General features: G+C 68.8%; 16 protein-coding genes. 10 read left to right on the top strand and 6 right to left on the bottom strand.

Annotated elements, in window-relative coordinates; all coding sequences use genetic code 11:
- Positions 1–2 precede the first annotated feature (2 nt).
- Entirely contained in the window at positions 3–839 is an 837-nt protein-coding gene (gene sseA / locus ACW17Y_RS08190; RefSeq protein ID WP_492035242.1) for a 3-mercaptopyruvate sulfurtransferase, read from the bottom strand.
- Between sseA and ACW17Y_RS08185 the strand changes: the two genes are divergently transcribed.
- The gene (locus tag ACW17Y_RS08185) at positions 838–2,424 is read left to right on the top strand and encodes a cryptochrome/photolyase family protein (RefSeq protein ID WP_492035241.1); all 1,587 of its coding nucleotides are present in this window, start codon (positions 838–840) and stop codon (positions 2,422–2,424) included. The two genes, sseA and ACW17Y_RS08185, sit on opposite strands and share 2 nt — an antisense overlap.
- On the opposite strand, the gene ACW17Y_RS08180 is transcribed toward ACW17Y_RS08185, so the two are convergent.
- Complete coding sequence (locus ACW17Y_RS08180) at positions 2,412–3,869, bottom strand: cryptochrome/photolyase family protein (RefSeq protein WP_492035240.1); 1,458 nt, start codon at positions 3,867–3,869, stop codon at positions 2,412–2,414. The genes ACW17Y_RS08185 and ACW17Y_RS08180 overlap by 13 nt on opposite strands.
- A gap of 104 nt (positions 3,870–3,973) precedes the next feature.
- Here ACW17Y_RS08180 and kdsA point away from each other — a divergent pair, with 104 nt between their 5' ends.
- From kdsA to ACW17Y_RS08160, 4 genes are all read left to right on the top strand, one after another.
- Positions 3,974–4,864: a 3-deoxy-8-phosphooctulonate synthase gene (gene kdsA / locus ACW17Y_RS08175; RefSeq protein ID WP_492035239.1), complete on the top strand. Its 891-nt coding sequence runs from the start codon at positions 3,974–3,976 to the stop codon at positions 4,862–4,864.
- Between the two features lie 173 nt (positions 4,865–5,037).
- Complete coding sequence (gene rfaE2 / locus ACW17Y_RS08170) at positions 5,038–6,510, top strand: D-glycero-beta-D-manno-heptose 1-phosphate adenylyltransferase (RefSeq protein WP_492035238.1); 1,473 nt, start codon at positions 5,038–5,040, stop codon at positions 6,508–6,510.
- Positions 6,511–6,518: 8 nt separating this feature from the next.
- Entirely contained in the window at positions 6,519–7,508 is a 990-nt protein-coding gene (gene rfaD, locus ACW17Y_RS08165; protein WP_492038264.1) for an ADP-glyceromanno-heptose 6-epimerase, read from the top strand.
- On the top strand, positions 7,505–8,611 hold the full coding sequence (locus tag ACW17Y_RS08160) for a DUF3089 domain-containing protein (protein ID WP_492035237.1): 1,107 nt from the start codon (positions 7,505–7,507) through the stop codon (positions 8,609–8,611). The genes rfaD and ACW17Y_RS08160 overlap by 4 nt, the downstream gene beginning before the upstream one ends.
- Here ACW17Y_RS08160 and recG read toward each other — a convergent pair.
- Positions 8,608–10,698, bottom strand: coding sequence for an ATP-dependent DNA helicase RecG (gene recG, locus ACW17Y_RS08155; RefSeq protein WP_492035236.1), 2,091 nt, complete (start codon positions 10,696–10,698; stop codon positions 8,608–8,610). The two genes, ACW17Y_RS08160 and recG, sit on opposite strands and share 4 nt — an antisense overlap.
- 98 nt (positions 10,699–10,796) lie before the next feature.
- On the opposite strand from recG, the gene ACW17Y_RS08150 reads away from it, so the two are divergent.
- The 3 genes from ACW17Y_RS08150 to ACW17Y_RS08140 all read left to right on the top strand — a co-directional run bounded on the left by ACW17Y_RS08150 (position 10,797) and on the right by ACW17Y_RS08140 (position 15,029).
- A complete protein-coding gene (locus ACW17Y_RS08150; RefSeq protein ID WP_492035235.1) occupies positions 10,797–11,117 on the top strand; it encodes an FAD assembly factor SdhE in 321 nt (106 codons plus the stop codon).
- Positions 11,117–14,569: a transcription-repair coupling factor gene (gene mfd, locus ACW17Y_RS08145; RefSeq protein WP_492035234.1), complete on the top strand. Its 3,453-nt coding sequence runs from the start codon at positions 11,117–11,119 to the stop codon at positions 14,567–14,569. The genes ACW17Y_RS08150 and mfd overlap by 1 nt, the downstream gene beginning before the upstream one ends.
- A gap of 151 nt (positions 14,570–14,720) precedes the next feature.
- A complete protein-coding gene (locus ACW17Y_RS08140; RefSeq protein ID WP_492035233.1) occupies positions 14,721–15,029 on the top strand; it encodes a GNAT family N-acetyltransferase in 309 nt (102 codons plus the stop codon).
- Between the two features lie 3 nt (positions 15,030–15,032).
- On the opposite strand, the gene ACW17Y_RS08135 is transcribed toward ACW17Y_RS08140, so the two are convergent.
- A complete protein-coding gene (locus tag ACW17Y_RS08135) occupies positions 15,033–16,349 on the bottom strand; it encodes a diguanylate cyclase domain-containing protein (protein WP_492035232.1) in 1,317 nt (438 codons plus the stop codon).
- Between the two features lie 188 nt (positions 16,350–16,537).
- On the opposite strand from ACW17Y_RS08135, the gene ACW17Y_RS08130 reads away from it, so the two are divergent.
- Positions 16,538–17,461, top strand: coding sequence for a YihY/virulence factor BrkB family protein (locus tag ACW17Y_RS08130; RefSeq protein WP_492035231.1), 924 nt, complete (start codon positions 16,538–16,540; stop codon positions 17,459–17,461).
- Here the strand turns inward: ACW17Y_RS08130 and ACW17Y_RS08125 are convergent.
- Together ACW17Y_RS08125 and ACW17Y_RS08120 are read right to left on the bottom strand one after the other, a co-directional pair.
- Positions 17,427–17,663, bottom strand: coding sequence for a sulfurtransferase TusA family protein (locus ACW17Y_RS08125; RefSeq protein WP_492035230.1), 237 nt, complete (start codon positions 17,661–17,663; stop codon positions 17,427–17,429). The genes ACW17Y_RS08130 and ACW17Y_RS08125 overlap by 35 nt on opposite strands.
- Positions 17,660–18,154 (bottom strand): CinA family protein, encoded by a 495-nt coding sequence (locus ACW17Y_RS08120; protein ID WP_492035229.1) that lies wholly within the window; start codon positions 18,152–18,154, stop codon positions 17,660–17,662. The genes ACW17Y_RS08125 and ACW17Y_RS08120 overlap by 4 nt, the downstream gene beginning before the upstream one ends.
- A gap of 87 nt (positions 18,155–18,241) precedes the next feature.
- On the opposite strand from ACW17Y_RS08120, the gene ACW17Y_RS08115 reads away from it, so the two are divergent.
- A complete protein-coding gene (locus tag ACW17Y_RS08115) occupies positions 18,242–20,533 on the top strand; it encodes a spermidine synthase (RefSeq protein ID WP_492038223.1) in 2,292 nt (763 codons plus the stop codon).
- Position 20,534 lies beyond the last annotated feature (1 nt).

Here is a 20,534-nt window from a genome sequence, read left to right as displayed (position 1 = left end):
CGTCAGGGGCCGGTGACGATTTCGGTGTCGTCCCGGCCGCCCCATTCGGCCCACGACCCGTCGTAGAGCACCCCCTCTCGCCCCAGCAGGGCCAGGGCCAGCAGCGGTACGGCCGCTGTGACGCCTGACCCGCAGCTGGCGATCGGCCGGTCCGCGGGTCCCAGCCCGCGCGCCGCGAACGCCGCCTCCAGCGCCCCGGGCTCTCGCATCAGGCCTTCGGCCGTCAGCAGTTCTCCAAACGGCAGGTTCACCGCCCCGGGCATATGCCCTGCACGCAGACCGGGTCGCGGCTCGGGGGCCGATCCCGCGAATCGGGCCGCCGCGCGGGCGTCGAGCACGGGCTCCCCGGCGGCCAGGGCCTCCCGGACCCGTTCCACATCGGCGATCATCTCTGACCGGGGCTCGGGCCTGAACACGGCCGGTCGGGGCGACGCCGCCCCGGTCTCCAGCGACCCGCCCATCCGGATCCATGCCGGCAGTCCGCCGTCCAGCACCTGAACCCGGTCACAGCCCATGGCACGGAACATCCACCAGGCTCGTGCGGCGGTGAACAGGCCGAAGGTGTCATAGACGACGATCCGGTCCGTTTCGGACACGCCAAGTCGACCAACCTGTTCACCAAATTGATCAGGCGACGGCATCATGTGGGGCAGTGGGTTTTCCCGGTCCGAAATCGCCTCCAGATCGAAGAAGACCGCCCCCGGGATATGACCGGCCTCGAAGATCGGTCGCGCGGGCGTGCCGTCCAGATGCCAGCTGGCGTCGAGAATGCGCAGGTCCGGATCGCCGGACGCGCTAATGAGTTCGGATGCGGAGACGAGGGGAGAGATTGCGGCCATGACCCAGACTACCACGGCCGCGACGGGCACGCTGCGTCTGGTGCTCGGCGACCAGCTATCCGACGCCCTGAGCGCCCTGAGCGATCTCGACCCGTCCCGCGACGTCGTCCTGATGGCCGAGGTGAACGACGAGGCCACCTACGTCAGACACCACAAGCAGAAGATCGCTCTCATCTTCGCGGCCATGCGCAGCTTTGCGCTACGGCTGGAGGCGCGCGGCGTGGCCGTCCGCTATGTCCGCATCGACGACCCGGCCAACACCCATTCGATCGTCGGCGAACTGCACCGCGCCCTGGAGGGGCAGCCCTTCGGTGCGGTCGTGATGACGGAGTGCGGCGAGTGGCGTCTGGCCGAGGCCCTGGCCGCCTTCGCCGGTGTCGTGGGGCTCCCGGTTGATATCCGGCCAGACGGCCGGTTCATCTGCACGCACGATCGCTTCCGCCGCTGGGCGTCCGGCAAGTCCCAGCTGCGGATGGAGTTCTTCTACCGCGAGATGCGACGCGAGACCGGCCTCCTGCTCGATGGCGCCCAGCCGGTCGGCGGCAAGTGGAACTACGACACCGAGAACCGCAAGAAGCTGACGAAGGGACTGCGCCCGCCTGCGCGGCTGCGCATCCCGCCGGACGCTGTGGCCCTCCAAGCCATCGCCGACGTCGCCCGCCTGTTCCCCGACCATTTCGGCGCCCTCGACCCCTTCGGCTGGCCGACGACGACGGAACAGGCCGAGAGCGTCCTCGCCGACTTTTTGGCCAACATCCTGCCCGGCTTCGGCGACTGGCAGGACGCGATGGCGCAGGGCGAGCCGTGGATGTGGCACGGGCTGATCTCGACCTCGATCAACCTGGGTCTGCTGGATCCTCTCGATGTGTGCCGCCGCGCCGAGGTCGAATATCGCGCCGGCCGCGCCCCCCTGAACGCCGTCGAGGGCTTCATCCGCCAGATCGTGGGCTGGCGGGAGTTCGTGCGCGGCATCTACTGGCTCAAGATGCCGGACTACGCCCGACGCAACTTCCTCGACGCCGACCGGACCCTGCCGTGGTTCTACTGGTCGGGCGAGACGGACATGGCCTGCGTCGCCGATGTCGTGTCGATGACGCGCACCCACGCCTACGCCCATCACATCCAGCGGCTGATGGTGACCGGCAATCTCGCCATGCTGCTCGGCGTCCATCCGGACGAGATCGACGACTGGTACATGGTCGTCTACGCCGACGCCTGTGAGTGGGTGGAGATGCCCAACACGCGCGGCATGGCCACCTTCGCCGACGGCGGCATCGTGGGGTCGAAACCCTATGCGGCGTCCGGCGCCTACATCGACCGGATGAGCGACTACTGCGGATCGTGCCGCTACGACGTGAAGGCAAAAGCGGGCGAAAACGCCTGTCCGTTCAATCGTCTGTACTGGGGTTTTCTTGAGCGAAATCAGAAACGGCTGCGCGACAACATCCGGCTCGCCATGCCCTACCGCACCCTCGAGAACTTCGGCCCCGACCGCCGCTCGGCGCTCCTGGCGGAGGCGGACGCGGCGCGTGAGATGCTGGGCGCCGTCGTCAGGCCTGAAAGAACCGGAAGTCAGTCGTCTTGAGTCGCTCCGCCCCGGCCGGTGATCTCCTTCAACGCCGCCAGAGCCCGGTCCCGCGCCATGGCGTGATCGACGATCGGCCTCGGATAGTCGTGGCCGAGACGGACGCCCGCGTCGCGCAGAACTTCGGGCGGCGCGGTCCAGGGCGCGTGAATCCATTTGTCGGACACGCGCGCCAGCTCAGGGACCCAGCGCCGGACATATCGGCCGGCGGAATCGAACTTCTGGCCCTGGGTGACCGGATTGAAGATCCGGAAATACGGCGAGGCATCGGCGCCTGACCCGGCGACCCACTGCCAGTTCTGCGCATTGGAGGCCAGGTCGGCATCGACCAGCGTATCCCAGAACCAGGCCTCGCCCCGCCGCCAGTCGACCAGCAGGTCCTTGATCAGGAAGGAGGCGACGATCATCCGCACCCGATTGTGCATCCAGCCGGTCGCCCACAGCTCGCGCATCCCCGCGTCGACGATCGGATAGCCGGTCAGGCCGCGCGTCCAGGCGGTGAACCCCCTGTCATCGTCGAGCCATGGGAAGGCGTCGTATTCCGGCCGGAACGCCTTGTCCGGCAGGGTCGGGAAGTGGTGCAGCAGATGGGCCGAGAACTCGCGCCAGCCGATCTCGGCGACGAACTTCTCAGCCTCTGCGGCTCTGACCTTGCCGTCGTCCGCAACCTTGCGAGCCGCCTCGATCGCCCGCCATGGGCTGATCTCGCCCCAGTGCAGATGCGGCGACAGGCGGCTGGTCCCGGCCTTGGACGGGATGTCCCGGCCCGCGCCATAGTCGGACAGCCCGCCGGCGACGAACGCGATGAGCGCCGCCGACGCGCCCGCCTCGCCCGGGGTCCAGTCGAATCCGCCGGACCAGTCCGGACGGCGCGGATGCAGGCTCCAGTCGTCCAGTCGATCGCTGTCCAGGCCGGATACACCGGCCAGTTCACGCGGCCCGGTCGTGTGCGGCGGAGCCTCGGCCTTGTCGAGAAGCGCGCGCAGGAAGGGGGTGAACACCTTGTAGGGCCCGCCCGACCCGTTCAGCACCGCGCCCGGCCGGCACAGCAGGGCGCCGTTGTAGCCCTTGCACTCCACCCCTTCAGCCTTCAGGGCGTGAGCGATGTCCGCGTCGCGCGCCCAGGCGTCGGGCTCAAACAGCCGGTTCATGAAGACGGTGTCGGCGCCGGTCTGATCGATCAGCCGCCGCAGTTCCGCTTCCGAATCACCCTGGCGCAGGATCAGGCTGCCGCCGCGATCGGCAATCGACGCGGACAGGGCCCTGAGCGACTTGTCGAGCCACCACAGGCTGGCGGCTCCGTCGCCGCGCACCGTCGAACCCTGATCGTGAATGTAGACCGCCACGATCGGCCGGCCGGTGGCGTGGGCATGCTCCAGCGCCGGATTGTCGGCGAGCCGCAGATCGCGTCGGAACCACAGGATGACGGGGGCCTCGGTGGTCACGCCTCAAATCTCCGTGGTAGGTTGCAACTTCAGGCGCGCAGGGCCACCTGACCGCCCCATAGGCGTGACATTGCCAACGCGCCACCCGCCAGATTCGTCCATCGATGTCCCAGAGAGAAGGCCCGCCCGTGAGCGCTCCGAATTCCGTCATCACCCTTTCCGGAAACGGCATCTCGACCCCGGTCGTCATCGGCGGCGGCGCCCGTATCGCCTTCATCGCCGGCCCATGCCAGCTGGAAAGCCGCCAGCATGCGCTGGAGATGGCTCATGCCCTGAAGGAGATCGGTCAGCGGCTGAACGTCGGCATCATCTACAAGACCAGCTTCGACAAGGCGAACCGCACCTCGGCCACCGCTGCGCGCGGTCTGGGCCTGAAGGAGTCCCTGCCGATCTTCGACGAGATCCGTCAGGTGACCGGCCTGCCGGTCCTGACCGACGTCCACTCCGAGGAGCAGGCCCGCGAGGCCGCCCAGACCGTCGACGTGCTGCAGATCCCGGCATTCCTCAGCCGCCAGACCGACCTGCTGCTGGCCGCCGCCGCGACCGGCAAGGCGATCAACATCAAGAAGGGCCAGTTCCTGGCCCCTTGGGACATGAAGAACGTCATCGCCAAGGTGGTCGGCGCAGGCAATCCCAACGTCATGGCCTGCGAACGGGGCGCCAGCTTCGGCTACAACACCCTGGTGTCCGACATGCGCGCCCTGCCGATCCTGCGCGAGATCGGCTGCCCCGTCGTCTTCGACGCGACCCATTCCGTCCAGCAGCCGGGCGGGCAGGGGACCTCCTCGGGCGGCCAGCGCGAGTTCGTGCCGGTCCTGGCCCGTGCGGCTGTGGCCGTCGGCGTCGACGCCGTCTTCATGGAAACCCATCAGGACCCCGACCACGCCCCCTCGGACGGCCCCAACATGGTGCCCCTGTCGGAGTTCGAGGGCGTGGCCGCCGAACTGCTGGCCTATGACGACCTGTCGAAGGCGCGGATGGCGAAGGCCGCCTGACGCAAGGACGTCGTCTGCGACCGCTTTTGGCGAAGCCATGTGCTGGAGTGTCTCAATGACGTCGACGCGGAGGGACCGACCTGGACTCATTGGACAAGCTGGACTCCCTGGACTGCTGTCCAGGCGCCCAGTCGATGGTTGTGCGAACCGCCGACGGGCTTTAGCTCAGTCTCATGGTTGACCGCACCCTGGACCTCGGCGCCCTGCAGAGCCTGCTCGATCGCGCGCGCGACCAGACGGTGGCCTGCGTCGGCGACCTGATGCTGGATCGCTACGTCTATGGGGAGGTCAGCCGCATCTCGCCCGAGGCGCCGATCCCTGTGCTCCGGTCGCGTCGCACGGTCTCCATGCCCGGCGGCGTCGGCAATGTGGCGAGGAACGTCGCAGCGCTGGGCGGTCTGGCCCGGCTGGGCGGCGTCACGGGCGCCGATGCGGCGGGAGAGGAACTGGCCCGGCTTGTCTCCGGCGAGGAGCGGATCGAGGATTTCATCGACCGGACCGGCCCGGCCTGCACCATCGTCAAGACGCGCTACGTCTCCGGCGGCCAGCAGCTGATGCGGCTCGACGAGGAAGAGGTCGTCGTCGGCGCCTTCGCCCGTGAGGACGTCTTTTCAAATGCTTCGGCCATTCTCCTGTCGGACTATGCGAAGGGCGTGGTCACCGAACGGCTGATCCGCTCGGCCCTGTGGCAGGCGCAACAGACCGGCGCCGTGGTCATCGTCGATCCCAAGGGCCGCGACTTCGCCCGCTATGGCGCGGTCGACCTGATCAAGCCCAACGCCTCCGAACTGGCCGGCGCCACAGGCCTGCCGGTCGAGACCGACGCCGAGATCGAGGCGGCGCTGGAGGCCCTTCTGGCCGCCACGACGGCGAAAGCCATCGTCGTCACCCGCGCAGGCAAGGGCATGAGCCTGATGCGGCGCGGCGAGACGGCTCAGCATTTCCCCGGCAGGGCGCGCGAGGTGTTTGACGTCTCCGGCGCCGGCGACACCGGTCTGGCCGCCCTGGGTCTGGCGCTCGGCGCCGGCGCCTCGCTGGAACAGGCGGTGCAGCTCGCCATCCTCGCCTCCGGCGTCGTCGTCGGTAAGAGCGGCACCGCCGTCGTCAGCCCCGCCGAACTGATCGAGGCCGAGATGAGCCAGCACGCCGGCGCGGTCCTGGCCAAGGTCACGGCGCTCGACGATCTCGCCGCCGAGGTCGAGGCCTGGCGCCGTCAGGGACTGAAGGTCGGCTTCACCAATGGCTGTTTCGACATCCTGCACCGCGGCCACGTCGCCTATCTGGCCCAGGCCCGGTCCTGGTGCGACCGGCTGGTCGTGGCCCTGAACACCGACGCCTCGGTCCACAGGCTCAAGGGTGACGGCCGTCCCGTCAACGACCTCGACAGCCGCGCCGTGGTCATCGGCGGCCTCGCCAGCGTGGATCGGGTGACCTCCTTCGACGATCCGACGCCCTTGGCCCTGATCGAACGCCTGCGCCCCGACGTCCTGATCAAGGGCGCAGACTATACGCGCGAGGGCGTAGTCGGCGGCGATCTGGTCGAGAGCTGGGGCGGAGAGGTTCGGCTGGCCGAGTTCGCCGACGGCTATTCCACCACCCGGACCATCGCGAAGATGACCGAAAGCGCCCTGGGAGAAGCCGGCTGATGCGGCGGATGATCGTGGTCACCGGCGGCGCCGGCTTCATCGGCTCCAACATCGTCTCGCGCCTTTGCGCCGAGGATCGCTGGGATGTCGTCGTCTGCGACCGGCTGGAGGACGCCAACCTCGGCAAGTGGCGCAACATCGCCAAGTCGCCCATCGCCGACTTCTGGCATCCGGAAGAGCTGTTCTTCCAACTGGAACGCCACGCCGAACGGGTCAGCGCCGTCGTCCACATGGGCGCCATCTCCTCGACTACGGAGCAGGACGCCGACCTGATCCTGCGCACCAACTTCAGCCTGTCGCGTGATCTCTGGGACTGGTGCGCCCTGAACGACGCGCGGATGATCTATGCCTCTTCGGCCGCCACCTACGGTGACGGCGAGGCCGGTTTCGAGGACGCCGACGATCTTGAATCGATCTCGAAGCTTCAGCCGCTAAATGCCTATGGATATTCGAAGAAACTGTTCGACCAGTACGCCGTGCGCGAGGCCTCCCGCGACCACGCCCCGCGCCAGTGGGCGGGTCTGAAGTTCTTCAACGTCTATGGCCCGAACGAGGGTCACAAGGGCGGGATGAAGTCGGTCATCGCCCAGATCTGGCCCAGGGTCGCGGCCGGCGAGACCGTCAGCCTGTTCCGTTCACAGCATCCCGACTACGCCGACGGCGGCCAGCTGCGCGACTTCGTCTTCGTCGACGACGTGGTCGATATCATCGACTGGCTGCTGTGCTCGCCCGCGGTCAGCGGAATCTTCAACGCCGGATCGGGCCAGGCGCGATCCTTCCTCGACCTCGCCAACGCCACCTTCGCGGCGGCCGGCAAGGACCCCGCGGTCGCCTATATCGACATGCCCGAGGTCATCCGCGACCGGTACCAGTATTTCACCGAGGCGAAGATGGACCGCGTCCGGGCGCTGGGTTTCGGCGGCCAGTCGACGCCGCTGGAGGAGGGCGTGCGTCGCTACGTCCAGTCCTTCCTGTCGCAACCGGACCCCTATCGGTGAAACTGCCGCGCCTGACCTTCTGGCAGGGGGTGGGCTGGCTCGGCTTCGCCCTCGTGTTCCTGATCGCCGCCGCCGTCGCGGTCTGGCGCGGCGACATCCTGAAGGCGGGACTGGATCCCCAGATTCCCTTCCAGACCTATGACCCGCCCGCGCCGCCGGACTACGCCTCGGCCGACGCCTGGGCGATGAAGGACGTGCGGGCGCCGACCTCGGGCCCGGCCGCGATCTTCTTCCTGCACTCCACCACGTTTGACGGCGGCAAGGACTGGAACGGGCCGATCGGCGACCTGGAGGCCGATGCCTATCTGGAACGGGTCGTCATCCCGAACTACGCCGGGCCATTCGCGCGAGCCGGGGCCATCAGTCTGCCGCGCTATCGTCAGGCCTCGCTCTATACCCGCCTGACCCTGAGGGACGATGCCCGGGACGCCCGCGCCTTCGCCTATGGCGACGCCCTGGCCGCCTTTGAGACCTGGCTGACGGCGCACCCGAGCGGGCCTCTGGTCCTGGCCGGGGTGGAGCAGGGCGGCGAACTGGTCGACCGGCTGGTGCGCGAGCGGGTGGCAAACGACGCAGCCCTGCGCAGCCGGATCGTCGCCGTCTATCTGATCGATGTCATCGTGGCCGCCGACAGCCTGTCGCCCGCCGTGCCCGCCTGCGCCACCGCCACCAGCATCGGCTGCATCGTCGGCTGGTCCCAGGTCGGAGACGACAACGACGGCGCCGTCTGGCGGCGCTTGCGACGCGCCCTGGTCTGGGATGAGGCGGGGCGACTGGTCGATCTGGAAGGCCGCGCGGCCCTGTGCGTCAATCCGGTCAGCGGCGCGCGCAGCGACGCGGAGGTTCCCGCACGGCTTCACCACGGAGCCGCCAATGCGACCGGTCTGGAATGGGGGGTGCGGCCCGCCTTCATCGACCGCGCCGTGGGGACCCAGTGCAGGCTGGGCATCCTGCGTCACACGGAGCTCACGACGGAGTCCTTCCGAGAGATCGGCAACTGGGCGGATCGCCGAAAAGCGCGCCCTTACAATCTATTCTACGCGGACATTGAAGCGGACGTTGAGCGTCGCCTGAACGTCTGGGAAGCCTCCCGCACGCCCTAGTCGAGACCTGTCCTGTCCGTCTTCCAGTCGAACAGCGCCTCCAGCACCTTGATCGCCTCACCCCTGGGACTGGTCAGATCGGGGTCGCGGCCCAGCACCAGCCGGGCGTCATCCGCCGCCGCCAGCAGCAGGGACCGATGCCGGATCGGGTCGGCGAACCGATAGGCCGGGAAGCCGCTCTGCCTGAGCCCCAGCGGGTCCCCGCCCCCGCGCAGGCGGAAGTCCTCCTCCGCGATCTCGAACCCGTCCTCGCTGCGTCTCAGGGTCTCCAGCCGCTCCCTCGCTGTGTCGCCCAACCCGCCGTCCTGTCCGCCGTACAGCAGGATGCAGGCGCTCGATTTCGCCCCGCGCCCGACCCGCCCGCGCAACTGGTGCAACTGGGCCAGGCCGAACCGGTCGGCATGCTCGATGACCATGATGGTGGCGTTAGGCACATCGACGCCGACCTCCACGACCGTCGTAGCGACCAGCACCGAAATCCGCCCATCGGCGAAATCGGCCATGACCGCCTCGCGCTCGGCGCCCGGCATCTGACCATGCGCCAGCCCGACCTCGATGTTCAGGATGCGCCGCAGGTCGCGCGCCCGCTCCTCTGCCGCCGCCAGATCGCTGACTTCCGATTCCGCCACCAGCGGACAGATCCAGTAGGCCTGAGCCCCGCTCTCGACCGCCGCCTTCAGCCTCTGGGCCACCTCGCCGATGCGGGCGAGCGGCAGGACCGCGGTCGAGATCGGCGTCCGTCCGGGCGGCTTCTCCATCAGCCGGCTGACCTCCAGCTCGCCGTATTGAGTCAGCTCCAGGGTGCGCGGAATGGGCGTCGCCGACATGGTCAGCAGGTGGACCCCGCCGACGCGCGGATCACCCTTGGCCTGCAGCCGCGCGCGCTCGTTGACCCCGAACCGGTGCTGTTCGTCGATGACCGCCAGGGCCAACCGGTCAAAGCGGACAGCGTCCTGGAACAGGGCGTGGGTGCCGATGGCGACCTTCGCCTCGCCGGACGCCAGAGCGGCCAGCCGATCGCGCCGCTCGGCCGGCGTGTCGCGTCCGGTCAACAGGATCGTCTGCGCGCCCGCCGCCTCCAGCATCGGCGCGAGCCGCTGATAGTGCTGGCGAGCCAGAATTTCCGTCGGCGCCATCAGGGCGGACTGGAACCCCGCGCTCGCCGCATCGGCCAGGGCCAGGGCCGCGACCGCCGTCTTGCCCGAGCCGACATCGCCCTGCAGCAGCCGTCCCATCTGTTCGCCGGACGCCAGATCGCGGCGGATCTCGGCCAGAGCCTGTGACTGAGCGCCGGTCAAGTTGAAGGGCAGGGCGGTCAGCAGCGCTTCCGATGCCGCTCCCGGCGCGATGACCGGCGCCGGCGTGATCTGCCGCGCGCGTTTCCGCCGGGCCAACGCCAGCTGGTGCGCGAACAGTTCGTCATAGGCGAGACGCTGGCGCGGCGGCGCATCCGGCGACAGGTCGACCTCGCCCCACGGCGCATGCAGGGCCTCGATCGCCGCATGCCACCCCGGCCAGCGCTGCTTCGCCAGCCAGGCCGGGTCCTGCCACTCGTCCAGCTCCGGCGCGGCGGCCAGCGCGCCCAGCGCCAGCTTGCGCACCACCCGCGACGTCAGGTTGGCGGTCGCCGGATAGACGGGCTCGACGGCGGGGATCTCCTCGCCCTGATCCAGAGGCACGATCCAGTCGGGATGGACGATCTGCACCTCGCCGTTGAACCGTTCGACCTTGCCGGACACCAGACGCCGCTCGCCCCGCGGTAGCTGCCGATCGATATGCTGGGGGCTGCCGCCAAACCAGATCAGATGGACGAAGCCGGTATCGTCGCTGGCCCGGACCTTCAGCGGCACGCCCGGGCGGCCCGGCGCAATCATCCGGTCGACGATCACGTCGAAGACCCCGACCTCGCCCTCGATGGCGTCGGCCGCGTTGGTCCTTCGCCGCGTGATCACCCCGGCCGGCGCCAGGAACAGCACGTCGCGCACCAGCGGCCCGGCCAGCTTTTTGATCAGGGGTTCGACCTTGGTCCCCACCCCCTTCAGGCTGGTGACTTCCGCGAACAGGGGAAAGAGAATCTGGGGCCGCATCGATACTGACATTAGACGGCCCCGCGCCGCTGGCGAAACGGGAAGCGGGACGCTATCTGGAAGCCACTGTTGAATGACTGGACCGGGCAAGGATTCTTGTGGCCGATAACGATGCGCGTGCCGAAACCGAACTTCGCCAGCAGCGGCTGGGCCGGATCACCTTCCGGGCGTGGCGGCGCGGCTTCCGCGAAGCCGACCTCGTGCTCGGCCCGTTCATGGAGCGCGAGGGCGCGACCCTGAGCGACGACGAACTCGACCAGCTGGAGACCCTGCTGGCCGAAGACAACGACCATGAACTCTATGCCTGGATCATCGAGACCAAGCCGACGCCTGCCGAGCACGACACGCCGTTGATGACAAAGGTCCGTGTCTTCATGCGCGCTCACGTCGCCGCGGCCGTGGCCGAGGGGGCGGGCTGATGGACGGCGCACGCATGGATCAACGCACCGATCACGAACTGGGAGGCGCGCCCGAGGGGCTGGACGCACTCGTCGTCGCCGAGCGGCTGAAGGCCTCCGGCGGCGTCGGCGTCTTCGTGGCGCGCGACTTTTCGCGCTCGAGCGCCTTCGTCCAGGCCTTCCAGTTCTTCGCCGGGGACATTGAGGTCGTCGAGTTTCCGGCTTGGGACTGCCTGCCCTACGACCGGTTGAGCCCCACCTCCGGCGTCTCCGCCGAGCGAATGGCGGCCCTGACCGCCTTGGCCAAACGCGGCCTGGACGATCGTACCCCGTTGCTGGTCGTGACGACCGTCGCGGCCGCGATGCAGCGAACGCCGCCGCGCGAGGCGACCTTCGCCGCCAGTTTCGAAGCGCGCGTGGGTCGCGACCTGGATACGCAGGCGCTGGAGATCTATTTCACCACCAACGGCTACTTGCGCGCCTCAACCGTGAACGAGCGGGGCGAGTACGCCATCCGGGGCGGGGTCATCGACGTCTTCCCGCCGGGCTTCGAAGAGCCGGTCCGTCTCGACATGTTCGGCTCCGAACTGGAATCGATCCGCACCTTCGACCCGGCGACCCAGCGTTCGACCGGCCAGCGCACCCAGGTGTCGCTGTCGCCCGTGTCCGAGGCCCTGCTGGACGCCGAAACCATCAGCCGGTTCCGCACCGGATACCTGAACCTGTTCGGCGCCCCGGGCGATGACCCGCTGTACGCCGCCATCAGCGAGGGTGCGCGCCGTCAGGGCATGGAGCACTGGCTGCCGCTGCTCTACGACCGGCTGGAGACCCTGTTCGACTATCTGCCGGACGACGCCGCGATCTTCCTCGACAACCAGGCCGATGCGGCGCGCGGCGAGCGCTGGAACCTGACCCGCGACGCCTATGAGGCCCGTCAGGAGGCGTCGAAGGCCAAGGGCGGCGCCTCGAACCGCGCCCTGCCGCCGGATCGTCTCTACCTGCCCGATGCCGACTGGAACTCAGCATTGGCCGGGCGCACCGTCCGTCGCCTGTCGCCGTTCTACGCGGCGGCCGAGGACGCAGGCGGCAATCTGGGCCGCACCTTCGGCGCCGAACGGGCCCAGGACAGCGTCAACCTGTTCGAGGCGGTCGCGGACCATGCCGCGAAGCTGAAGGCCGAGGGCAAGCGCGTCCTGTTCGCCTCCTGGAGCGAGGGCTCGTCGGATCGCCTCGGCGTCATGATGGCCGACCATGGGCTGGAGCATGTCGTCGCCGTGCGCGACTGGGCCGATGTCCAGAAGGCGTCGAAGGACCTGTTCCTGCGCGCGGTTCTTCCGGTCGAGCACGGCTTCACGACCGGCGACCTCGCTGTCATCTCCGAGACCGACATCCTCGGCGACCGTCTGGCGCGGCCCAAGCGCAAGCGCCGGGCGTCCAACTTCCTCGCCGAGGCCTCGGCCCTGACGACGGGCGACCTCGTGGTCCACCTCGATCACGGCATCGGCCGCTACGAGGGGCTGAAGACGCTGGAGATCCAGGAGGCGCCGCACGACTGTCTCGAGCTGCTCTACGCCGGTGAGAGCAAGCTCTACTTGCCGGTTGAAAACATTGACCTGTTGACCCGTTACGGGTCCGAGTCCGACGGCGTCCAGCTCGACCGGCTCGGCGGCGCGGCCTGGCAGGGTCGAAAGGCCAAGGCCAAGGCCCGGCTGCGCGACATGGCCGAGGGGCTCATCGCCCTGGCCGCCAAACGTGCCCTGCGGGTCGGGGAGGCGATCAACCCGCCTGCCGGCCTGTTCGACGAATTCTGCGCCCGCTTCCCCTATGAGGAGACGGACGACCAGCTCAACGCCATCGGCGACGTGCTGGAGGATCTCGGCAAGGGCGTGCCGATGGACCGGCTGATCTGCGGCGACGTCGGCTTCGGCAAGACCGAGGTCGCCATCCGCGCCGCCTTCGTCGTGGCCATGAGCGGGCAACAGGTCGCCATCGTCTGCCCGACCACGCTTCTGGCCCGCCAGCACTTCAAGACGTTCAGCGAGCGGTTCGCGGGCTGGCCGATCAAGGTCCGCCACCTGTCGCGCATGGTCACCGCAAAGGATGCCGCCGAGACGCGCGCGGGCCTCAAGGACGGCCAGTTCGAGATCGTCGTCGGCACCCACGCCGTCCTCGCCGAACAGGTCGGCTTCAAGGACCTTGGCCTGGTCATCGTCGACGAGGAGCAGCATTTCGGCGTCAAGCACAAGGAGAAGCTCAAGAGCCTGCGCGCCGACGTTCACCTGCTGACCCTGACCGCTACGCCGATCCCCCGCACGCTCCAGATGGCCCTGTCCGGTATCCGCGAGATGTCGATCATCGCCACACCGCCGGTGGATCGCCTGGCCGTGCGGACCTATGTCGCGCCGTGGGACCCGGTCATGGTGCGCGAAGCCCTCCTGCGCGAGAAATACCGCGGCGGTCAGGCCTTCTACGTCTGTCCGCGCCTGTCGGACCTGCCGGACATCGAGGAGTTCCTCCGCATCCAGGTGCCGGAGATCAAGTTCGTCGTCGGCCACGGCCAGATGTCGCCGACCCAGCTGGAAGACGTGATGAGCGCCTTCTACGACGGCTCCTACGACGTCCTGGTCTCGACCACGATCGTCGAGAGCGGCATCGATATTCCGACCGCCAACACCCTGATCGTGCACCGCGCCGACATGTTCGGCCTGGCCCAGCTGCACCAGATCCGGGGCCGCATCGGCCGATCCAAGGCCCGCGCCTTCGCCTATCTGACGGTCGATCCGAAGCGGCCGTTGACCCTGTCAGCCGAGCGGCGTCTGCAGGTGCTGCAGTCGCTCGACAACCTCGGCGCCGGCTTCCAGCTGGCCAGCCACGATCTGGACCAGCGCGGCGGCGGCAACCTGCTGGGCGACGAACAGTCGGGCCATATCCGCGAGGTCGGGGTCGAACTGTATCAGCAGATGCTGGAGGACGCGGTCGCCGAACTGCGCCAGAACGGCGAGGGCGGGGTGGTCGATCGCGGCTGGTCTCCGGCCATCAATGTCGGCGCAGCTGTATTGATTCCAGAGGATTACGTCTCAGACCTCAACGTCCGCCTGAGCCTCTATCGCCGTCTGTCGGACGCGGAGAACACCGAGAGCCGCGAGGCACTGGCCGCCGAACTCATCGACCGGTTCGGCCCTCTGCCGGACGAGGCGAAGCAACTGCTGCGCATCGTCGGCATCAAGGCCAACTGCAAGACGGCCTCGATCGAACGCATCGACATCGGGCCCAAGGGCTGCGTCCTGACACTGCGCGACAACTCCTTCCCCAATCCGATGGGGCTGGTCGGCTTGATCCAGAAGAACCACGCGACCTGGAAGCTCCGCCCGGATCAGAAGATCGTCGTGAAGGGCGACTGGCCCACGCCGGAGGACCGCCTGAAGGTCGCCGAGCGGATCACGACCGACCTGGCGCGGGTCGCGGGGGCTTGAGCGATTTGACAGTCCGCCCCGCGACCGAGGCCGACTGGCCGGCGATCTGGCCGATCATCGAGACCGTCGTGCGGGCAGGGGAGACCTACACCTGGCCGCGCGATCTGACGGAGGCCCAGGCCAGGGCAATCTGGATGCAGGCGGCGCCCAGATGCTGGGCAGCGCCAAGGTCACGCCCAACCAGATGGGCGGCGGCTCCCATGTCGCCAACGCCAGCTTCATGGTTGGGCCCGCCGCGCGCGGTCGCGGTGTCGGGCGTCTGCTGGGTCAGACCGCGCTCGATTGGGCGCGTGACGCCGGTTTCCGCGCCATGCAGTTCAACGCCGTGGTCGAGACGAACACGCCCGCCGTCGCCCTGTGGCGGTCGCTGGGTTTCGACATCATCGGAACCGTGCCGGAGGCGTTCGATCATCCGACGAAGGGGCTCGTCGGCCTGCACGTCATGCACCGTCGGCTCTGAGCCTCAGGCGGGCCGGGCCTGCATATCGGCCGAGGCGCGTTCCAGCACGGAGGCGGCGCCTTCGCCCGGCATCAGTTCGGCGACCCCGACGCTGAAATCGACCACGAAGGGCGTCCGGTCGGGACCGGCGTCGAAGGCTGTGCAGCCGATCACGGCCGCGATCCTCTCGACCGCCAGTCGCGCCTGCGGACCCGGAGTGGCGGGCAGGGCGAGGGCGAAGACTTCGGGGGCCAGCCGCGCGGCGGTGTCCTCGACCCGGACCAGACGCGACACCATGGCGCCGATCTGGAGCATGGCGCGATCCAGCCAGCCGCCCTGACGGGCGCGGGTCAGGCTGTCGCTGTCCGATACCCGCAGAACGCAGACCGACAGGGGGCGCCTTCGGGCCGAGGCCGCCTCGGCCACGCGACCCAGGTGGCTGGCGAAGAGGTGCCGGGTGAACAGGCCGGTGGACGGATCCATGATCCCGGCGCCGCGCGCGCCTTCCAGCGCCTTGCGGATGGCCAGGTGGCGGCGATGGGTGTGGGCCAGGTCCAGCACGCGCGCCGCGGCGTCGGGCTCCGGCGTGCCAGCCGCAGCCACTTCCGAGAAGCCCCGGTTGAAGAGTTCACTCAGATTGATCTCGCCCTCGGACCGCAGATAGAGGGCAAGGGGGATATGATAGAGGCGGGTGTTCCGCTTCATGCCCGAGGCGATCGACAGGGCCGGCGCGTGGTCCGGCGCGCCCCACAGGACCGCCGCGTCGAAGGCGCTTTCGTGCAGATAGTCGAAGGCGGTGTAGGGGGTCGGCGCCGCCACCACCTCGGCCCCGCCGGCCGTCAGGGTGTTCGACAGGGCGATGAACCGGTGATCGGGGGCCCCGGCGATCAGGATTCGCACCGGGCTGGCGTCCGGCAGGCCGGGGTCCAGCGTCGCGCCGTGCAGGGCGAAGGTCGCCTGACGCAGGCGGAACTCCTCCTCGGCGATGGCGGCGCGCACCAGCTGTTCGATGCGCAGGGCCGCCTGGGCTGGATGCGGAGGCTCGACCATCGTCAGGTCGAAGGTCCCGGCCGGCAGCTTCGCCGCATTGGCCCCGAGGGCGACGACCGGAAGCCGTCGCGCGCCGGCTGCGAGCCGCAGCGCCTCGGGCAGGGCCGAAATCTCGGGATGGTCGGCGTCAAGAATCGCGGCTTCCAGATTGAAGTCCGTCAGGGCGGCCACCGCGCCCGCGCCGGACCGCGCTGTCATCGTGCGCCAGCCCAGCGAGTCCAGCCCGCGGCACAGGTCGCCGATCCGCTCATCCGTTTCGGCGACGACCAGAACGCGTGGTTCCAAACCCAAAATCGATGACTCCCCCTGCGCGACCGGACGGCCGCGGCCCCTGTAAGGAGCGGGCGGACCATACCGACGCGCCCCGGTGCGGCGCAACGGGCCAGATGCCCGCGACAGGGGAAAACGACGAAGGGCCCCCGCTTCCCAATCGGGCGTTTTCCGCTAGAGTTCTTTGTTGGGCTACGGCGGGAACCGGCTTGAGCGGACAGACTAACGAAATGGCGTCGCCCGGCTTCTGGGCGCGGCTCTCGGGGCGGGCGTTTGCGCGCAGCTGGGGCCGGGACGTCATGCTCTACACGGGCGGGGTGTCGTTCTTCGCCCTGCTGGCGGTCTTCCCGGCCATCGCCATCCTGATCGGCTTCTACAAGGCCGTGCTCTCGATCGCTCAGGTCAGCGAGCAGGCGGCGGCTCTGGCCGACGTCATGCCGCATGCCGCGCGCGCCATCTTCCGCGCCGAGATCGAACGGCTGTCAAACGCCTCCGCGCGCGCCGTCTCGGCCCAGAGCGCCTTCGCCCTGATCGTTGGCGCCTATGCCGCGCATCGTGGATTCAAGGCGTTGCTGGCGGGACTGAACCTGATTCATGACGAGACGGAGCCGCACGGCTTCTTCAAGTTCAACTTCCTGGCCTTCGTCGTCGCGGTCGTCGCCTTCGGACTGTTCACCATCGTCTCGGGCGCCGTGGTCACTGCGCGACTGCTGGAGCATGCCGGGCCGGTCACGGGGCAGGGCGGGCTGCCGTTCAACGGCTTCCTGCCGGCGGCGGGCCTCGGCCTGGGGCTGACGCTGCTCTACCGCTACGCCATGTCGCACCGCGATCCGGTGGCCTGGGTCCCGTCGATCGCCGGCGGGGCGGTGGCGACCATCCTGTCGATGATATCATCCTGGCTCTGCGCCATCTATGTTGAGCAGATCGCCGAGCTCGGCGCGACCTACGGCTCGGTCGGCGCCGTCGTGGTGCTGCTGATCTGGCTGTCATGGAACGTCAACGCCATATTCTATGGCGGCGCCTTCGCCACCGAGATGGAGATCGCGTCGCGGTCGAGGGGCGCCCCGGACATCGCGCCTGAGGACAGCCCCTCGGTCGTCAATCTGTCGGAGCGGCGCGCGTCTCGACGGTAATTGTCAGGACCCCGTCCGCCTCCTCGACCGACACGACCCGCCCGCCCAGTTCCGTCATCAGATAAGGCACGTCGATCCGCGCCATCGGGTCGGTGGCGAGCAAAACCAGCTGCGCGCCCGTCAGACCTTCGGCCGCTTTCCTGAGACGCAGGCTCGGGACCGGGCAACGATGCCCCCGCGCGTCGACGATGATTTCGCTCACGCCGCCTCGCAGGCCGCGAGCAACAGACCCAAAGCGACCCGCACGCTCTCCAGCCGCACCTCTTCGCGCCCGTTGTCGCCGAACCGCCGGACCTCGTGCACGATGCCGTCAGATCCGGCGCAGCCGAAATGGACCAGCCCGACCGGCTTCTCCGCCGATCCGCCGCCCGGGCCCGCGATGCCCGTGATCGACACGGCCAGATCCACCCCGGCCGTCACACGCGCCCCGGCCGCCATCGCGCGCGCCACCGGCTCGGACACCGCGCCGTTGGCCTCGATCGTCTCGGCCGGCACGCCCAGCATCTCCGCCTTAGCGCCATTGCTGTAGGTCACGAAGCCCCGATCCACGACCGCTGACGACCCGGCCACGGCGGTCAGCGCTCCCGCGACCAGCCCGCCGGTGCAGCTCTCCGCCGTCGCCACGGTCCAGCCGCGCGCCGAGGCGGCGGCGATCACGGCGGCGGCCAGTTGCTGGATGTCGTCCGGGAACATGGGTCTTTCCGATCCGTGCGCGAGTCAGTCTAGGCTGACCATGGCGCGTCCGTCTGTCGATAGCACGCGCTTCAGACCGGGGACCCCATGACCGACGCAGCCCTGCCGGAAGGCGCCGCACCCTCGACCGGGAGCGGCGACCGCGTGACGCCGATCCTGTTCGCCGTGGCCATCTTCACCTCGGCGGCCCTGGTCTTCATCGTCCAGCCCATGGTGACCAAGCTGGTCCTGCCGATGCTGGGCGGATCGCCGTCGGTCTGGAACACGGCCATGGTCTTCTTCCAGACCGCGCTGCTGGCCGGCTATGCCTATGCCCACGGCCTCCAGCGGATCGGGTCCATGCGGACCCAGATGGCTGTCCATCTGGTGCTGTTGCTGCTCGCCGCCCTGTTCCTGCCGCTGAAGATCAGCGGCCTGCTGGGCGATCCCGATCCCAACGCGCCCATCGGCTGGCTGCTGGCCACCCTGGCCCTGTCCGTCGGCGCCCCGTTCGCTGTCCTGTCGGCGACCGCGCCCCTGCTTCAGGCCTGGTACGCCCGGGTCCGCGCCGGTCATGCGGACGGCCAGAACCCCTATGTCCTCTATGCCGCCTCCAACCTCGGCAGCTTCCTGGCCCTGCTGGCCTACCCACTGCTGATCGAGCCGCTGATGACCCTGTCGGGCCAGCGCGCGACCTGGAGTGGAGGCTATGCCGCCTTCATGCTGATGGTCGTGGCCCTCGCCTTCGTCGCCTGGCGTCGCGGCCAGATCGGCAATGCGCCGGTCGCCAGCCTCGAGGTCAGCCCGCCCATCCCGTGGCGCGAAAAGATCATCCTCGTCCTGCTCGCCGCCGCCCCGTCCAGCCTGATGCTCGGCGTGACCGCCCACCTCGCGACCGACGTCGCCTCGGCGCCCTTCCTGTGGGTCATCCCGCTGGCGCTCTATCTGCTGACCTTCGTCATCGCCTTCCAGGACAGGCCGTGGATCCCGCTGCCGATCACCCTGGTCATCGCGGCGGCGGTCAGTCTCGCCTGCATCAGCTTCACGGCCTTCCGGACCGGTGACTGGGTCCTGATGTTCGGCCTGCATCTGGGGGCCTTCTTCCTGCTGGCCCTGATGTGCCACCGGAGGCTGGCCGCCCGGCGCCCGCCGCCGGACCGGCTCACGGAATTCTATCTCCTCATGTCGCTGGGCGGCGTGGTCGGCGGCGCCTTCACCGCGCTTCTGGCCCCCGTCCTGTTCAACGGCGTCTGGGAATACCCGCTGGTTCTCGTGCTCGCCGGTCTGGCCCGCCCTCTGAACAAGGCCCCGATCAGGAACTGGGAAGTCTATCTGTTCGTCGGCGCGGTGCTGGTCGCCGTCCTGCCGCCAGTTCTTTCGATAGCGTTCCAGGCCGACTGGGGTTTCGCCTGGTGGTTCAACAACAATGTCTCGGACAACATGCCGGGTGTGACCCAGTTCATCATGCTGGGACCGATCCTTGCCGGCTTCCTGCTGCGCGATCGCACTCCCGCCTTCGTCATCATCGCAGGGCTGATCGCGCTTTCGACCGCCTATATCGCGCGCGGCTATGACGCCGCCTTCACCGACCGCAGCTTCTTCGGCGTGATGAAGATCGGCGTGACCCAGGACCCGCGTCTGGGCGGTCAGGTCAACATCCTGATGCACGGCACCACCCTGCACGGCGCCCAGCCGCGTAACCCGGCCTTCGCCTGCATGCCGACCCTCTACTACGCCCCGGCGAGCCCCATCGGCCAGGCCACCCAGAGGCTTCAGCTGCGCCGTCCGGCCCTGAAGATCGGTGTGGTGGGTCAGGGGTCCGGCGCCATGGCCGGCTACAAGCGCGCCGCCGACGAGATGAAGTTCTTCGAGATCGATCCGCTGGTCGATCAGCTGTCGCGCGATCCGCAGTGGTTCACCTTCATCTCCGACTGCGCCGACGGGCCGATCGAGACGGTGCTCGGCGACGCCCGCCTGACCATGGCGCGGGAGACGGCCGGGACCTACGACCTCCTGCTGATCGACGCCTTCTCATCCGACTCCGTCCCGACCCATCTGCTGACGGTCGAGGCCATCGAGGGCTATCTCAAGCTGCTGAAGCCCGACGGTGTGGTGATCCTGCACCTGTCGAACCGCAACCTCGACATCACGATGCCGGCGGCGGCGGCGGCGCAGCGTCTGGACGCGGCCAACCTGCACCAGCTCTATCAGGAATCGCCCCAGGCGCCTGACATGGCCGAGGCCTCGACCGAGGCCCTGATCCTGTCACCCACCGAAGAAGGTCTGGCCGAGTTCCGGGAACAGCATCAGTGGCGCACCCTGGCGGACACCGAGGTCCGCCCGTGGACCGACGACTATGTGAACCTGTTCGGATCCCTGTGGCGTCACTTCAGGCGGTGAC

This window comes from Brevundimonas sp. AVps7 (assembly GCF_058681545.1).
This window is presented reverse-complemented; position numbering and strand designations above follow the sequence as displayed.

Excerpts from the sequence above, each read along its gene's own strand:
- ACW17Y_RS08185 (WP_492035241.1), top strand. The coding sequence starts at position 838 with ATGACCCAGACTACCACGGCCGCGACGGGCACGCTGCGTCTGGTGCTC.
- sseA (WP_492035242.1), bottom strand. The coding sequence starts at position 839 with ATGGCCGCAATCTCTCCCCTCGTCTCCGCATCCGAACTCATTAGCGCG.
- kdsA (WP_492035239.1), top strand. The coding sequence starts at position 3,974 with ATGTCCCAGAGAGAAGGCCCGCCCGTGAGCGCTCCGAATTCCGTCATC.
- rfaE2 (WP_492035238.1), top strand. The coding sequence starts at position 5,038 with ATGGTTGACCGCACCCTGGACCTCGGCGCCCTGCAGAGCCTGCTCGAT.
- rfaD (WP_492038264.1), top strand. The coding sequence starts at position 6,519 with ATGATCGTGGTCACCGGCGGCGCCGGCTTCATCGGCTCCAACATCGTC.
- recG (WP_492035236.1), bottom strand. The coding sequence starts at position 10,698 with ATGCGGCCCCAGATTCTCTTTCCCCTGTTCGCGGAAGTCACCAGCCTG.
- mfd (WP_492035234.1), top strand. The coding sequence starts at position 11,117 with ATGGACGGCGCACGCATGGATCAACGCACCGATCACGAACTGGGAGGC.
- ACW17Y_RS08140 (WP_492035233.1), top strand. The coding sequence starts at position 14,721 with ATGCTGGGCAGCGCCAAGGTCACGCCCAACCAGATGGGCGGCGGCTCC.
- ACW17Y_RS08120 (WP_492035229.1), bottom strand. The coding sequence starts at position 18,154 with ATGTTCCCGGACGACATCCAGCAACTGGCCGCCGCCGTGATCGCCGCC.
- ACW17Y_RS08115 (WP_492038223.1), top strand. The coding sequence starts at position 18,242 with ATGACCGACGCAGCCCTGCCGGAAGGCGCCGCACCCTCGACCGGGAGC.